Below are 15130 nucleotides of genomic sequence, written 5' to 3'. Positions count from 1 at the left end.
CCCCCAGACCCCGCTCGGCGGCGTAGTACGGGTGCATCAGCTCGGACTTGTACTCCTTGACCATCCGGGCCCGCATGGCCTCGGGGTCGTCCGCGCCGGCGATCTGCTTGCGGAAGATGACGTTGGCCGCGCCCTCGGCGCCCATCACGGCGATCTCGTTGGTTGGCCAGGCGTAGGTGAGGTCGGCGCCGATGGACTGGGAGTCCATGACGATGTACGCGCCGCCGTACGCCTTGCGCAGGATGACCGAGATCCGCGGCACGGTGGCGTTGCAGTACGCGTACAGCATCTTCGCGCCGTGCCGGATGATGCCGCCGTGCTCCTGGTCGACGCCGGGCAGGAAGCCGGGCACGTCGAGCAGCGTGACCAGCGGGATGTTGAAGGCGTCGCACATCTGGATGAAGCGCGCGGACTTCTCCGACGCCTCGATGTCGAGCACGCCGGCCAGCGACTGCGGCTGGTTGGCGATGATGCCGACCACGGCCCCGTCGAGCCGGGTGAGCGCACAGATGATGTTGGTCGCCCAGCGCTCGTGGACCTCCAAGTACTCGCCGTCGTCGACGATCTCCTCGATGACCTTGCGCATGTCGTACGGCCGGTTGCCGTCGGCCGGCACCAGGTCGAGCAGCGCCTCGCCGCGGCGGTCGACGGCGTCGGCCGGCTCGACGACGGGCGGGTTCTCCCGGTTGTTCTGCGGCAGCAGGGAGAGCAGGTAGCGCACCTCTTCGAGGCAGGTCTCTTCGTCGTCGTAGGCGAAGTGACACACGCCCGAGGTCTCGGCGTGCACGTCGGCGCCGCCGAGGCCGTTCTGGGAGACCTTCTCGCCGGTCACCGCCTGGACGACGTCGGGCCCGGTGATGAACATCTGCGAGGTCTCGCGGACCATGAAGACGAAGTCGGTCAGCGCGGGGCTGTACGCGGCGCCGCCGGCACACGGGCCGAGCATCACGGAGATCTGCGGGATGACGCCGGAGGCGCGGGTGTTGCGCTGGAAGATGCCGCCGTACCCGGCGAGCGCCGAGACGCCCTCCTGGATGCGCGCGCCGGCACCGTCGTTCAGCGACACCAGCGGGGCGCCGGCGGCGATGGCCATGTCCATGATCTTGTGGATCTTGGTGGCGTGGGCCTCGCCCAGCGCGCCGCCGAAGATCCGGAAGTCGTGCGCGTAGGTGAAGACGGTGCGGCCGTGCACGGTGCCCCAGCCGGTGATCACGCCGTCGGTGTACGGCTTCTTCGCCTCCAGGCCGAAGCCGACCGCACGGTGCCGTCGCAGGGGCTCGACCTCGTTGAAGGAGCCCTCGTCCAGCAGCAGCTCGATCCGTTCCCGAGCCGTCAGTTTGCCCTTGGCCTTCTGCGCCTCGGTGGCCCGCTCACTCGGGCCGCGCCGAGCCTGCTCGCGAATGGCTTGCAGCTCGGCGACGCGCCCACGGACGTCACTCGCCGCTACGGGCGCACCTTCGAGATTGGTCATGCCAAGACGGTACGTTCCTTGGGCCCGGGAACCTCATGTCGTTTTCCTACAACGTCATGCTCGTTTTCGTGTCACAGGCGACAGAACCGTCCAGCGCACTTCCCGCATCGCGGGGACCTTAACCCCCATTTTCCCCTGTGTATACCCCACAAAGGATAAGGGGCTCCCCCAGCGGGCCCGCACAGCCGGGGCATGCCGCCGGCCCCGTTCGCCGCCCGAGCAGGGCGGAGAACGGGGCCGGCGACCTAGGGGGTCGACGGGTCAGCAGCCCCCGCAGTTGTGGAACGTGACGTCCCAGTGGTTGCTCTCGCGGTAGTAGATGTTGCCGGAGGCCGACTTCCACTTCGACCCGCCGATGGACGTGAACGTCTTGGTGATGTAGTTCGTCAGGCAGGTGGAGAGGCTGAAGTCGAGCTTGTAGCCGTTCCAGTGGCTGTAGGTGCCGCTGGCGTGGCCGGTCTCCGTACCGCCGGTGATGTTCAGGGCGCAGCGGCTGGCCGACTTGAGCGTCTGCGCGCCCTGCGCGGAGCTGAGGTTGAGCTGCGTGAAGGACGTGCAGTTCGGCTTGTTGCGGTCGGAGCAACCACCGGAGGACGACCAGGTGATCCCGGCGCTCCGGAACATCGCGGTCGCCTGCTCATGGGTCAACTTGCTGACCGCCTGCGCCTCACCGGCGCCGCTGACGACACCGACACCGGGCGCGAACAGCGCACCGAGCGTCAGCGCGAGCGCGGTGAGAAGGGAACGGACACCGCGCCGGGGGCGCGGACTGCCGTGCGTCGCGTGATCCATGGGGGGCCTCCTGCTGAGGACGGACCTGACGGTTGACGGGCCTGTGGTGCAGGTGGAGCCCCAGGATGATGCCCGAGTTCTACGCGCGTCGCCAGAGCCTTCACATGAACAGGGCATCACGGGCTGCGGAACGGGGCGGCGGGGACGCGGGCACGGAGCCCCGGGGCGCGGGGCACGGGTGGGCACGGGGCACGGGGCACGGGGCACGGGGCACGGGGCACGGGGCACGGGGCACGGGGCATACGAGGCTAGGCCCAGGGAGCACGGCACGGGCCCCGGCGTACGGGGTCGACAGGGCAAGACCCGACATTCGGGGGTGTGAGCTGCGCGTGGCGCGGCACTCGGAAGGGTGCGGGCGTGGACGACCGCGGTGCGGGGCCGCCCGCTCCGCAGCAGCGTCCGGGCCGGAGGGCGGACCGGCCGACCGGATCGGAGCCCGACCCGGAACCGGGGCCAGAGCCCCGGGCCGGGTCCTCCGACCGGCGCCTTGGACTGGGAGCCCGGGGCCAGGAGCCCGGCCCCGACACGGAGCCCGGGATCAGACCCGGGACGGGGCCTGCGACCAGGCCCGAGACCCGGCCTGAGACCCGATTCGAACCAGGTCCGGGACCGGGACCCGAGACCCGAGACCCGAATCGCAGCCTGCGGCGAGATCCGGAACGAGGTTGCCGAGTGAGGGCCCGAGAGGAGAAGTTGAAAATTGAACGGAATGCCTCTACGGTAGATCTCGTTGAAGCTTGAACAACAACGTCCCCCGAGGAGGAGCCATGGCTCTGTTCAACCGCAAGCGCAGCACCGCTCCGGCAGCCCACGCCGCCACCGGCACCGCCGTCACCGACGCCGCGGCGCCGCAGCAGGCGAACCCGGCCCTCGCGGGGCTCACCGGTGACTACACGATCGACCCGGCGCACAGCAGCATCGGATTCACCGTCCGGCACGCGATGGTCACCAACGTGCGGGGCTCGTTCGGCGAGCACGAGGGCACGCTGCACCTCGACGGGGCCGACCCGACCCGCTCCACCGCTTCCATCGACATCAAGATCGCCAGCGTGGACACCGGCATCGCGGACCGCGACGCGCACCTGCGGAGCGACGACTTCTTCGCCGCCGACACCTTCCCCCTGATGTCCTTCCGCAGCACCCGCGTGGAGCAGGTCGACGACGAGAGCTTCCGCGTCACCGGCGACCTGACCATCAAGGACGTGACCCGGCCGCTCACCATCGACCTGGACTTCAACGGTGCGGCGACCGACGTCTACGGCGCCGAGCGCGTCGGCTTCGAGGGCAGCGCCACGATCCTGCGCTCCGAGTGGGGCCTGACCTGGAACGCCGCGCTGGAGACCGGCGGCGTGATGGTCAGCGACAAGGTGAAGCTCACCTTCGACATCTCTGCCGTGAAGGCCACCCCGGCCGCCTGATCCGCCACGCCCCCCATACCCCGCGGCCCCGTCCGAGCCTTCCCCCCCGTAGGCCGGCCGGGGCCGCGGCCTGTCCACCGCCGCCCCGGGGTGTCCACCACCGCCCCGGGGCCCCTGCCGATCCGACCCGCGCCAAGCAGTCCGCGCCGCCCCGTGCGTACCGGGCGGGTCCGTCCCGTACGCCCGACGCGCCGGCTCCGTACGGCGCGCGTCTGGCGCGTGGGCCCCGGGGCCCGGGGCCGCCACGTAACCGCCCCGTCCGGCCACGGCGCCGACGGGGCGGGGCACAGCCGCGCCGACCCCATCGCCCGCGACTGCGCGCGCACGCGCGCGTACCTGCCGGGTCCGGAGGGTGGGCGAAGGATGGCCACGGACGGAGAGATGGCTACCGTTCGCGCGCACGCGCGCACGTACGTGCCCCGGGAGCCGGGGCACGTACGGACGGCCGTTCGGCGCCGCACCCGCGCCGCGCGGGCTACTCCTGCGGATCGACGCCCGCGCGCAGCAGGCCGTAGGTGTAGGCGTCCTCCAGCGCCTCCCAGGAGGCGGCGATCACGTTGTCGCCGACGCCGACGGTGGACCATTCGCCCCGGCCGTCGCTCATCGACACCAGGACCCGGGTGGTGGACTCGGTGCCGTGCCGGCCCTCCAGGATGCGCACCTTGTAGTCGACCAGCTCCAGGTCGGCCAGGTCCGGGTAGATGCGCTCCAGGGCGACACGGAGCGCCCGGTCCAGCGCGTTGACGGGGCCGTTGCCCTCGGCGGTGGCGACGATGCGCTCGCCCTTGGCCCACAGCTTGACCGTGGCCTCGTTGGCGTGGGCGCCGTCCGGGCGGGTCTCGACGATGCCGCGCCAGGACTCCACCCGGAAGTAGCGGCGCGCCCGCCCCTCCGCCTCGGCGCGCAGCAGCAGTTCGAAGGAGGCGTCGGCGGCCTCGTAGGTGTAGCCCGCGAGTTCCCGTTCCTTGACCCGTTCGACGACCCGGGTGACCAGTGCGCGGTCGCCGCCGAGGTCGACGCCGAGTTCCTTGCCCTTGAGCTCGATGGAGGCGCGGCCCGCCATGTCGGAGACCAGCATCCGCATGGTGTTGCCGACCTGCTCCGGGTCGATGTGCTGGTAGAGGTCCGGATCCACCTTGATCGCCGACGCGTGCAGGCCGGCCTTGTGGGCGAAGGCCGAGACGCCCACGTACGGCTGGTGGGTGGAGGGCGTGAGGTTGACGACCTCGGCGATGGCGTGCGAGATGCGGGTCATCTCGGCCAGCGCGCCGGCGGGCAGCACGGTCTTCGCGTACTTCAGCTCCAGTGCGGCGACCACCGGGAACAGGTTGGCGTTGCCGACCCGTTCGCCGTACCCGTTGGCGGTGCACTGCACGTGGGTGGCGCCCGCGTCGACGGCGGCGAGGGTGTTGGCGACGGCGCAGCCGGTGTCGTCCTGGGCGTGGATGCCGAGGCGGGCCCCGGTTGCGGCGAGCACCTCGGCCACCACGGCCTGGACCTGGGCGGGCAGCATGCCGCCGTTGGTGTCGCAGAGCACGACCACGTCGGCGCCCGCCTCGTGCGCGGCGCGCACCACCTGGAGCGCGTAGTCGGGGTTGCCCCGGTAGCCGTCGAAGAAGTGCTCGCAGTCCACGAACACCCGGCGGCCCTGCGCGCGCAGGTGGGAGACGGTGTCCCGGACCATCTCCAGGTTCTCCTCCAGGGTGGTCCGCAGGGCGAGTTCCACGTGCCGGTCATGGGACTTGGCGACCAGCGTGATGACCGGCGCCTGCGCGTCCAGCAGCGCCTGGACCTGCGGGTCGTCCTGGGCCCTGGTGCCCGCCCGCCGCGTCGAACCGAACGCGACGAGTTGCGCGTGCTTGAAGTCGATCTCGGTACGGGCCCTGCTGAAGAACTCCGTGTCCCGCGGATTGGCCCCCGGCCAGCCGCCCTCGATGAACCCCACCCCGAACTCGTCCAGCCGCCGGGCGATGGTCAGCTTGTCCGCAACGGTGAGGTTGATCCCCTCACGTTGCGCCCCGTCGCGCAGCGTGGTGTCGAACACGTGGAAGTTGTCGTCGGGTGCGTCCGTCATGCTGATCTGGCTCCTGTCGGGATCTCGGTCTACCGGAATGACCGGCTCCACCGCCCCCACTATGCTCCGTGCGCTCCGCCCCCGGGTGCAGATGGCCCGGGAAACGAAAAGACCCCTCGCGGGTGCGAGAGGTCTGCGCGCGGGTCTGGGACGACGATGTCCGCGCCGTACTCGGTTCGTACGGGGCGGTCACTGCGGACCGGCGCGCCTGCTGCCAATAATGCTGGCGAACGAGAGCACGGCAGGAGTGTGCCACACCGCACGCCCCACGGCCCCACCGTCTCACCATGCGGGAGCCGCGCCGCGGGCGCCGCATTCGGCCACGGCTGACCATCACGCGGGCCGCTCCGTCGGACCGCGGGGTGGGCTCCGTCGGACCGCGCGGTGGGAGCACGGGCGGGCGGCGCGGCCTCGCGCGCGGGGCGCCGGCTCGGTGCAGGCCGTCCGCTCGTACGAGGAGATACGCGGCGGCCCGCTCGCACTCGCCGGGTTCGGCGGTGCGGGCGGGCCGTCGTGTCCGCTGGGGCGGAAGCCGTCGGGGGGCCTTCGCCACTCAGCGGGGTGCCTCAGCCGAGCGGGTGGCGCCAGCCGTGCGGGTCCGGGGCGGCACCGGTCTGGATGTCGAGCAGCGCCTGGCGCAGCTTCATGGTGATCTCGCCGGGCTGGCCGTCTCCCACCGTCCAGTCGGCACGGGCGGACTTGACGGAGCCGACCGGGGTGATGACCGCGGCGGTGCCACAGGCGAAGACCTCGGTCAGCGTCCCGTCGGCGTTGGCGTTCTTCCAGTCGTCGACGGAGATCCGGCCCTCTTCGAAGCCGTACCCGAGGTCCTCTGCGATGCGCAGCAGCGACGCGCGCGTGATGCCGGGCAGCAGCGAGCCGGACAGTTCGGGGGTGACGATGCGCACCGCGTCGCCGTCGCGGTAGACGAAGTAGAGGTTCATGCCGCCCATCTCCTCGATCCACCGCCGCTCGATGGCGTCGAGCCAGACGACCTGGTCGCAGCCCTTCTCGGCGGCCTGGGCCTGGGCGACCAGCGAGGCGGCGTAGTTGCCGCCGGCCTTGGCGGCGCCGGTGCCGCCGGGAGCCGCCCGGACGTACTCCTCGGACAGCCACACCGAGACCGGCTTCACACCGCGCGGGAAGTACGCACCGGCCGGCGAGGCGATGACCACGAACAGGTACTCGTTGGCCGGGCGCACGCCCAGCCCCACCTCAGTGGCGATCATGAACGGGCGCAGGTACAGGGACTGTTCGCCGTTGGCCGGCACCCAGGCCCGGTCCTGCTTGACGAGCGCGTCACAGGCCGCGATGAAGGTCTCGACGGGGAGTTCGGGCATGGCGAGCCGGCGGGCGGACGCCTGGAAGCGGGCGGCGTTGGCGTCGGGGCGGAAGGTGGCGACGGTGCCGTCGGGCTGCTGGTACGCCTTGAGGCCCTCGAAGATGGTCTGCGCGTAGTGCAGCGTCATGTTCGCCGGGTCGATCGACAGCGGCGCGTACGGAACGAGCTGCGCCTCGTGCCAGCCGCGGCCCTCGGTCCACTTGATGGTCACCATGTGGTCGGTGAAGTGGCGGCCGAAACCGGGGTTGGCCAAGATCGCCTCGCGCTCCGCGGCCGGCAGCGGATGCGAGGAGGGCTTGAGCTCGATCGTGGTCGTCGTCATGAGAACGTGTCCTTCGCCATATGGGTTCGACGGACCGCGCTCACTTCCGTCCCTGTCAGTCGGCTATAACGTCCAAGTTTCGCCTTGTGCTGCGGCCCCACGTTCGATTATCGCTCGCGCGGAACCGTCCAGGGAACACAAGGCCACTCTTCGGCATGCGCGGGCCTGACCTCGATGGTCGCACCCCGCCGCGCGGAAGCACAGCGACGGTGAGCAGGCTCTCGAACCGGGTTTTCGCCCTCCAGCGCCGTATCGCCGCCGCGTCCGTACGACTCAGACGTACGCTTTGGGCCGCCCCGCCACATCCATCACATCCGGAGGCCGAGCCACCGCTCTGCGCCCGCGCCCCGGAGCGCGGGCAGGGGCGCGACCGCGGGCGCACCACGCTGGTGCCGCGGCGCCGGCCGTGGTGCTGGAGCCCGCCCGTACCGGTCATTCCCGCCGCTCCGTGGCCCGTGCGGCCGGCACGGAGGCAGGCGGCGCGGACGCGGATGCGCCGCGCGGAACGTACAGCGGGTACGTTCCGCGCGGCGCACCGGTACGGAGTGGGCGGGCGAGCCGCGGCGAGGTGTGGGTGATGTCACGGCCCGCGCGCCGACAGGCGGCGCGGGGCGGCGCGTCAGCCGGCAGCAGGAACGCGCCCGCCGGCGGGGCGGGGCGTCAGGCCGTGACGCGTACCGCCAGCGCGTCGCCGATCTCGTCCGTGGTCCTGGTCACACCGGCACGGCCGGCCAGGTCGTCGGTGACGGCGTCCTCGACGCGGGTGGCCTCCGCCTCGTACCCGAGGTGACGCAGCAGCAGGGCGACCGAGAGCACCGTGGCGGTGGGGTCGGCCTTGCCGGTGCCGGCGATGTCCGGGGCCGAGCCGTGCACCGGCTCGAACATGGACGGGAAGGCGCCCGACGGGTTGATGTTGCCGCTGGCGGCCAGGCCGATGCCGCCGGTGACCGCGGCGGCCAGGTCGGTGATGATGTCGCCGAAGAGGTTGTCGGTGACGATCACGTCGAAGCGCTCGGGCTGTGTGACGAAGAAGATCGTCGCGGCGTCGACGTGCAGGTAGTCGGTGGTGACGTCCGGGTACTCCTGGCCGACCCGGTCGAAGGTGTTCTTCCACAGGTGCCCGGCGTAGACCAGGACGTTGTTCTTGTGGACGAGGGTGAGCTTCTTGCGCGGGCGGGCGTTGGCGCGCTCGTACGCGTCGCGCACCACCCGCTCCACCCCGTACGCCGTGTTGACGCTGACCTCGGTGGCCACCTCGGCCGGCGTTCCGGTGCGCAGGCTGCCGCCGTTGCCCGTGTACGGGCCCTCGGTGCCCTCGCGGACCACCACGAAGTCGATGTCGGGGCGGCCGGCGAGCGGCGTCGGGGTGTTCGGGAAGAGTTTGGACGGGCGCAGGTTGACGTAGTGGTCGAAGGCGAAGCGCAGCTTGAGCAACAGGCCGCGCTCCAACACGCCGGAGGGCACGGAGGGATCGCCGATCGCGCCGAGCAGGATGGCGTCGTGGTCCTTGAGCGAGGCCAACTCGGCGTCCGGCAGGGTCTCCCCGGTCGCGTGCCAGCGGCGGGCGCCCAGGTCGTACTCCCTGGTCTCCAGCTTCACGTCCTGGGGAAGCACGGCCGAGAGCACCTTGAGGCCCTGGGCCACGACTTCCTGGCCGATTCCGTCACCGGGGATCACTGCGAGGCGAATGCTGCGAGACATGCGAGGACCCTACTCGTCGTCCCAACGGTTGACACGTGGCGTCCACCATGCGGACTCGACCTGCCAGACGGGTGGCGTTCACCCGCAGGACGACCGTCATGCAGGGCGCAGTTGGTCATGACTGGGAACTTTTCTGTCATGACCGCTCATTCCCGCCAGTCGGGCCCCCACTCCCCTGGTTCCGCCGACCTCCCGCGCGTCGGCATCCCCGATGAGCTCGCCGGCCGAATGTCGATGCCGGAGCAACACGCGTACCTGCGCGCGAAGCTGTCGCGCCGCGGCGCCCTGCGCACCAGCGTGGCCACCGCCGGCGCGGTGGCCGGCGCGGGCCTGCTCGCCGGCTCCGCCAGTGCCTCCCCCCACTCCGCCGGGCCCGCGACGGGGCAGGTGAGCGGCGCGTTCGTGGCCCCGTTCGGGCGCCACCTCGCGTTCGGTGCCGACCCGCGGACGCAGATGCGGATCTCCTGGCAGGTCCCGTTCGCCGTGCGGCGGCCGTACGTGCGGATCGGGCTCAAGCCCTGGCAGTTGAGCCGGAAGATCGAGGCGGAGGTGCGCGACCTGCACACGCCCGCGCTGTCCAGCAAGCTGCCCGCGGTGGAGCAGTACTACCTGCACGCCGCGCTGGACGGGCTGCGCCCCGGCACCACGTACTACTACGGCGTGGGGCACGACGGTTTCGACCCGACCGAACCCAGCAGGCTCTCCACGATCGGCAGCTTCCGCACCGCCCCCGCCCGGTCCGAGGAGTTCGTCTTCACCGCCTTCGGCGACCAGGGCGTGAGCTACCACGCGCTCGCCAACGACCAGGTGATCCTCGGTCAGAACCCGTCCTTCCACCTGCACGCGGGCGACATCTGCTACGCGGACTCCTCGGGGCGCGGCGCGGCCACGGACGTGTACGACACGCGGGTGTGGGACCAGTTCCTGGCGCAGACCGAGTCCGTCGCCGCCCGGGTGCCGTGGATGGTCACCACCGGCAACCACGACATGGAGGCGTGGTACAGCCCCAACGGCTACGGCGGCCAGCGCGCCCGTTGGACGCTGCCGGAGAACGGCCCCGACCCCCGCGAGTCGCCCGGCGTCTACTCCTTCACCTACGGCAACGTCGGCGTGGTCGCACTGGACGCCAACGACGTCTCGTACGAGATCACCGCCAACCTCGGGTACTCCGGCGGTCGGCAGACGGCCTGGCTCGACCGGCGGCTCGGGGAGTTGCGGCGCACCCGCGGGATCGACTTCGTCGTGGTCTTCTTCCACCACTGCGCCTACTCGACCACCAGCGCCCACGCCTCGGACGGCGGCGTGCGCGACGCCTGGGTGCCGCTCTTCGACAAGCACCAGGTGGACCTGGTCATCAACGGCCACAACCACGTGTACGAGCGCACCGACGCGCTGCGCGGCGGCGCGGTGGCCAAGGCGGTGCCGATCGGCGAGACCGTGGACCCGGCGCGCGACGGCATCGTGTACGTGACGGCCGGCGGCGCGGGCAAGGCGCTGTACAGCTTCCCGGTGCCGGACAGCTTCGAGGGGCACGTCAAGGACCTGGACAGCGTGCACACCTACCACTGGGTCAAGGGCGCCCAGAAGAGCGAGGAGGAGGTGGAGTGGTCCCGGGTGCGGTACACGGGCTTCTCCTTCCTCGCGGTCGCCGCCCGGGGCGGCGCACACCCCCGGCTGCGGGTGACCACCCTCGCGGAGACCGGCGAACGCGTCGACCACTTCGACATCGTCCGCCGGCGCCGCCCCGGCCATCACTGACGGAGGCCGCGTACGGGGCGCGGGGCGCCGCGGAGGCCGCGTACGGGGCGCGGGGCGGCGCGGAGTACGGGGCGGGGCACGGGGCGGCGCGGGCCCCGTGCCCCGTCCGCGTGCTCCGTACCTGCGCCCCGTACGGCTCCGTGCTGTACGGCTCCGTGCCGTACGGCTCCGCTCCGCTCCGTGCCCCTGTACGGGCTCTCTGCCCGGCGCCCCGTGTCTGTGCTCCGTACGGCTCTACTCCGTGCATGTGGCGCTGTTCCTTGAGGGGCTGCCCCGCGCGCCCGTGCCTCGTGCAGTTCCGCGCTCCGTACGCTCCGTGTCCCCGCAACGGGGACCGCGCCCCGCCTGTCGGGTACGCGCCCGCAGCACGGCGCCGGCACCGTGCTGCTCCGCGCGCCCCCGCAGACGCGGTCCCGTGGACGGGGCGGGGTGGCGGGACGAGGAGTGGGGCGGGAGGACCGGGCGCGGGTCCGGTCAGTGACCGGTGGCGCCGCCGTTGTCGCGGCGGTCCAGGGCGCGCTGGAGTGCGGCTGCGGCGTTCTTGCGGTCGGTGTCGTCGTCGCGGCGGGTAGCGTGCCGGATCTTGCGAACGGTGTCGGCCATGATGCACGTCTCCAATGCCAATGCCAGTACCCGAGGGGAATGGAATCGCCGGAAGGGGCGGGAGCGTGGATACGGCAGGGGTCACCTGCGTCGCGTAGCCGGCTCATCCGCCGTCGCTGATGGAGCGAGACGTTCGGCTTCCACAAACGTAAGCCAGCGGAGCCGTGCTGTCTGCACCATTACTCGGACTTCCTACTATCTGAGACGGCGCCGCTACTGAAACTCCGCTGGCACATGCCATGGGCGTCCCGCAGACCGGACCGCTGCGGGCACCGTGCACGGTGCGGCGACAGCCGGTGTACTCAGCCGCGCGGCCTTCGCGGGTGCCTTCCGGATCGGCGGTCGGACGGGGCGTCCGGCACGCCCCACGACGGGGTACACGGACGTGCCCGCCTGTTGCTCCGATGTGGTAGGCCGCACGGGGCACGGGGCACGGGGCACGGGGCACGGGGCACGGGGCACGGGGCACGGGGCACCCCGCAGCCGACGGAGCACGGAGCGCGGAGCACCACGCAGCCGACGGAGCACGGAGCGCGGCGCCCAGCAGGGGCGTGGTGGGCGACGGGGCCGCCCTGACATACCTCCGCCCCCGGCCGGTTGGGGGACCGGACGGGGGCGGAAGCTGACGGTGCGCGCGGCATCGCGGGCACCGGGCCGGCCCGGTGGGTGGGCCGGCCGGTGTGCGGGGCTGGATCAGCCCATGTGCGGGTAGCGGTAGTCGGTCGGCGGGACCAGGGTCTCCTTGATGGAGCGGGTGGAGGTCCAGCGCATCAGGTTCTGCTTGGCACCGGCCTTGTCGTTGGTGCCCGAGGCGCGCCCGCCACCGAACGGCTGCTGGCCGACGACGGCGCCGGTCGGCTTGTCGTTGATGTAGAAGTTGCCCGCGGCGAAGCGCAGCGCCTCGCAGGTGGCGGCGGCAGCGGCGCGGTCCTGCGCGATGACGCAGCCGGTCAGGCCGTAGGCCGAGGCGGACTCCATCTGGGTCAGCATCTTGTCGTACTTCTCGTCGTCGTAGACGAAGACGCCCAGGATCGGGCCGAAGTACTCGTCCTTGAAGATCTCGTTCTCGGGGTCGGTCGAGACGAGGACGGTCGGGCGGACGAAGTAGCCCACGCTGTCGTCGTAGGTGCCACCGGCGACGACCTCGATGGTCGGGTCGGCCTTGGCGCGGTCGATGGCCGCCTTGTTCTTGGCGAAGGACCGCTCGTCGATGACGGCGGACATGAAGTTCGTCAGGTCGGTGACGTCACCCATGGTCAGGGCGTTCACCTCGGCCGCGAACTCCTCCTTCAGGCCGTTCTCCCACAGCGACCGCGGCACGTACGCGCGCGAGGCCGCGGAGCACTTCTGGCCCTGGAACTCGAAGGCGCCGCGGGTCATCGCCGTCTTGAGCACCGCCGGGTCGGCGGACGGGTGGGCGACGATGAAGTCCTTGCCGCCCGTCTCGCCGACCAGCCGCGGGTAGGTCTTGTACTTCTCGATGTTGGTGCCGACCGTCTTCCACAGGTACTGGAAGGTCTTGGTGGAACCGGTGAAGTGGATGCCCGCCAGGTCGGGGTGGTTCAGGGCCACCTCGGAGACGGCGATGCCGTCGCCGGTCACCAGGTTGATGACGCCCTTCGGCAGCCCGGCCTCCTCCAGGAGCTGCATCAGCAGCACGGCGGCGTGGGTCTGGGTCGGGGACGGCTTCCACACGACCGTGTTGCCCATCAGCGCCGGGGCGGTCGGCAGGTTGCCCGCGATGGCGGTGAAGTTGAACGGGGTGATCGCGTAGACGAAGCCCTCAAGCGGCCGGTGGTCGCTGCGGTTCCACACGCCCGGGGCGTTGGCCATCGGCTGCTCGGCGATGATCTGGCGCGCGAAGTGCACGTTGAAGCGCCAGAAGTCGACGAGCTCACAGGGGGTGTCGATCTCGGCCTGCTGCGCGGTCTTGGACTGGCCCAGCATGGTGGAGGCGGCCAGCGTCTCGCGCCACGGGCCGGAGAGCAGCTCGGCGGCCTTCAGGATGATCGCGGCGCGGTCGTCGAAGGAGAGCGCGCGCCAGGCCGGAGCGGCGGCCAGCGCGGCGTCCACGGCGTCCTGCGCGTCCTGGGCGGTCGCGTTGCCGTAGGTGCCGAGCTTGGCGGCGTGGTTGTGCGGCTGCACGACGTCGAAGCGCTCGCCGCCACCCAGCCGCTTCTCGCCACCGATGGTCATCGGCAGGTCGATGGGGTTCTCGGCAAGCTCCTTGAGCTTGATCTCAAGGCGAGCACGCTCGGGAGTGCCGGGTGCGTACGTGTGCACCGGCTCGTTCACCGGCGCGGGGACCTGGGTCACAGCGTCCATGGCCGTGTCTCCTTCGATCGTCGGGTCTGCGTACGAAAACGTTCTGCGTACGGAACGTAAGGGCGGCGGCACGGGGCCACCAGGGCGCGGGGCGCGCGGGCTCCGCTCCGGCCCCGTCCCGCGGGGTCGGCCGGCGCCGTGTGCACCGGGGCCGCCGCGGCGGTCTGCCGGGCGGACCGGCGCGGGCCGGACGGGGAGCCACCGGCCACGCCGGGTGCCCCTGCCAGTCTTACTCTTCTCGGCCGCCAGCCACGGGCGACGGGGCGGCCGAGCAGGGCCTACGGGGCCGGGCCGCGGCGCCCCACGGAGCGGCCGGAGCCGCCGTGGGGCCCAGGGCCCGGCGCGGGCGATCAGCCCCGGCTCACCAGCGAGCGCAGGAAGAACACCAGGTTGGCGGGGCGCTCCGCGAGACGGCGCATGAAGTAGCCGTACCAGTCGGTGCCGTACGGGACGTAGATGCGCATCTGGTGGCCCTCGGCGCGCAGCCGCTCCTGCTCGGCGACCCGGATGCCGAACAGCATCTGGAACTCGTACTCGTCCAGCTTACGGCCGTTGCGGCGGCCGAGTTCCTGCGCGATGGCGATCAGGCGCGGGTCGTGGGAGCCGATCATCGGGTACCCGTCGCCCGCCATGAGGATCTTCAGGCAGCGCACGTACGCCTTGTCGACCTCGCGCTTGTCCTGGAAGGCGACGTCCGCCGGCTCCTTGTACGCGCCCTTGACCAGGCGGACCCGCGAGCCCTCGGTGGCCAGCGCGTGGCAGTCCTCCTCGGTGCGGAACAGGTAGGACTGCACGACCGCACCGGTCTGCGGGAAGCGCTCGCGGAGCTCGCGGAGGATGGCCAGCGTGGAGTCGGTGGTGGTGTGGTCCTCCATGTCGAGGGCCACGTTCATGCCGGCCTCGGCCGCGGCCTCCACGACGGGGGTGACGTTCGCCAGCGCGAGGTCGTGCCCGCCGGGCAGCGCCTGGCCGAACGCGGAGAGCTTGACCGACATCTCCGTACGGGCGCCGAGGCCCAGCGGGGCGAGCGACTCGGCCAGGGCCAGGTAGGCGTCGCGGTTGCGGCGCGCCTCGGCGGGGTCGGTGATGTCCTCGCCGAGGAAGTCCATCGTCACGTCGAGGCCGCGCTCGGTCAGGCCCTGGATGACCGACATGGTCGGGTCCAGGAGCTCACCCGCGACGAAACGGTCCACCATGGGGCGGGTGACCGGCGCGGCCGAGACGATACGGCGGATGGCGTCGCTGCGGGACGCAGCGAGCAGCACGGGACCCAGCACGGGGCACCTCCACGTTGCGGTTGTTCTTGTCAAGGCTGATCGCACCG

General features: G+C 71.7%; 10 protein-coding genes. 2 read left to right on the top strand and 8 right to left on the bottom strand.

Translation table 11 applies throughout. The features are described 5' to 3' along the window. Both ACMA1D_RS24315 and ACMA1D_RS24310 read right to left on the bottom strand, forming a co-directional pair. The coding region (locus tag ACMA1D_RS24315) for an acyl-CoA carboxylase subunit beta (RefSeq protein WP_414726140.1) at window positions 1–1471 on the bottom strand (1471 nt) is incomplete at its 3' end. A gap of 261 nt (window positions 1472–1732) precedes the next feature. Beyond that, entirely contained in the window at window positions 1733–2263 is a 531-nt protein-coding gene (locus ACMA1D_RS24310; protein ID WP_414726139.1) for a hypothetical protein, read from the bottom strand. Between the two features lie 767 nt (window positions 2264–3030). Between ACMA1D_RS24310 and ACMA1D_RS24305 the strand changes: the two genes are divergently transcribed. Next, a complete protein-coding gene (locus ACMA1D_RS24305; protein WP_414726138.1) occupies window positions 3031–3681 on the top strand; it encodes a YceI family protein in 651 nt (216 codons plus the stop codon). Window positions 3682–4156: 475 nt separating this feature from the next. On the opposite strand, the gene cimA is transcribed toward ACMA1D_RS24305, so the two are convergent. From cimA to ACMA1D_RS24290, 3 genes are all read right to left on the bottom strand, one after another. Then, window positions 4157–5755, bottom strand: coding sequence for a citramalate synthase (cimA, locus tag ACMA1D_RS24300; protein ID WP_414726137.1), 1599 nt, complete (start codon window positions 5753–5755; stop codon window positions 4157–4159). A gap of 566 nt (window positions 5756–6321) precedes the next feature. After that, window positions 6322–7419: a branched-chain amino acid aminotransferase gene (locus tag ACMA1D_RS24295; RefSeq protein ID WP_414726136.1), complete on the bottom strand. Its 1098-nt coding sequence runs from the start codon at window positions 7417–7419 to the stop codon at window positions 6322–6324. Window positions 7420–8079: 660 nt separating this feature from the next. Then, complete coding sequence (locus ACMA1D_RS24290) at window positions 8080–9120, bottom strand: 3-isopropylmalate dehydrogenase (protein WP_414726135.1); 1041 nt, start codon at window positions 9118–9120, stop codon at window positions 8080–8082. A gap of 138 nt (window positions 9121–9258) precedes the next feature. Here ACMA1D_RS24290 and ACMA1D_RS24285 point away from each other — a divergent pair, with 138 nt between their 5' ends. After that, window positions 9259–10878, top strand: a complete 1620-nt coding sequence (locus ACMA1D_RS24285) for a purple acid phosphatase family protein (protein WP_414726134.1) — start codon at window positions 9259–9261, stop codon at window positions 10876–10878. Between the two features lie 474 nt (window positions 10879–11352). Here the strand turns inward: ACMA1D_RS24285 and ACMA1D_RS24280 are convergent, their stop codons facing one another. The 3 genes from ACMA1D_RS24280 to ACMA1D_RS24270 form a co-directional block, all read right to left on the bottom strand. Further along, on the bottom strand, window positions 11353–11481 hold the full coding sequence (locus ACMA1D_RS24280) for a hypothetical protein (RefSeq protein WP_414726133.1): 129 nt from the start codon (window positions 11479–11481) through the stop codon (window positions 11353–11355). A 693-nt stretch (window positions 11482–12174) separates the two neighbouring features. Beyond that, on the bottom strand, window positions 12175–13806 hold the full coding sequence (gene pruA / locus ACMA1D_RS24275; RefSeq protein WP_414726132.1) for an L-glutamate gamma-semialdehyde dehydrogenase: 1632 nt from the start codon (window positions 13804–13806) through the stop codon (window positions 12175–12177). A 350-nt stretch (window positions 13807–14156) separates the two neighbouring features. Further along, entirely contained in the window at window positions 14157–15083 is a 927-nt protein-coding gene (locus tag ACMA1D_RS24270) for a proline dehydrogenase family protein (protein ID WP_414726131.1), read from the bottom strand. Between the last annotated feature and the right edge of the window lie 47 nt (window positions 15084–15130).

This window comes from Streptomyces sp. 796.1, assembly GCF_047525675.1.
Classification (GTDB): domain Bacteria; phylum Actinomycetota; class Actinomycetes; order Streptomycetales; family Streptomycetaceae; genus Streptomyces.
Note: the sequence above shows the minus strand (reverse complement) of the source record. Positions and strands in the feature narration are given on the sequence as shown.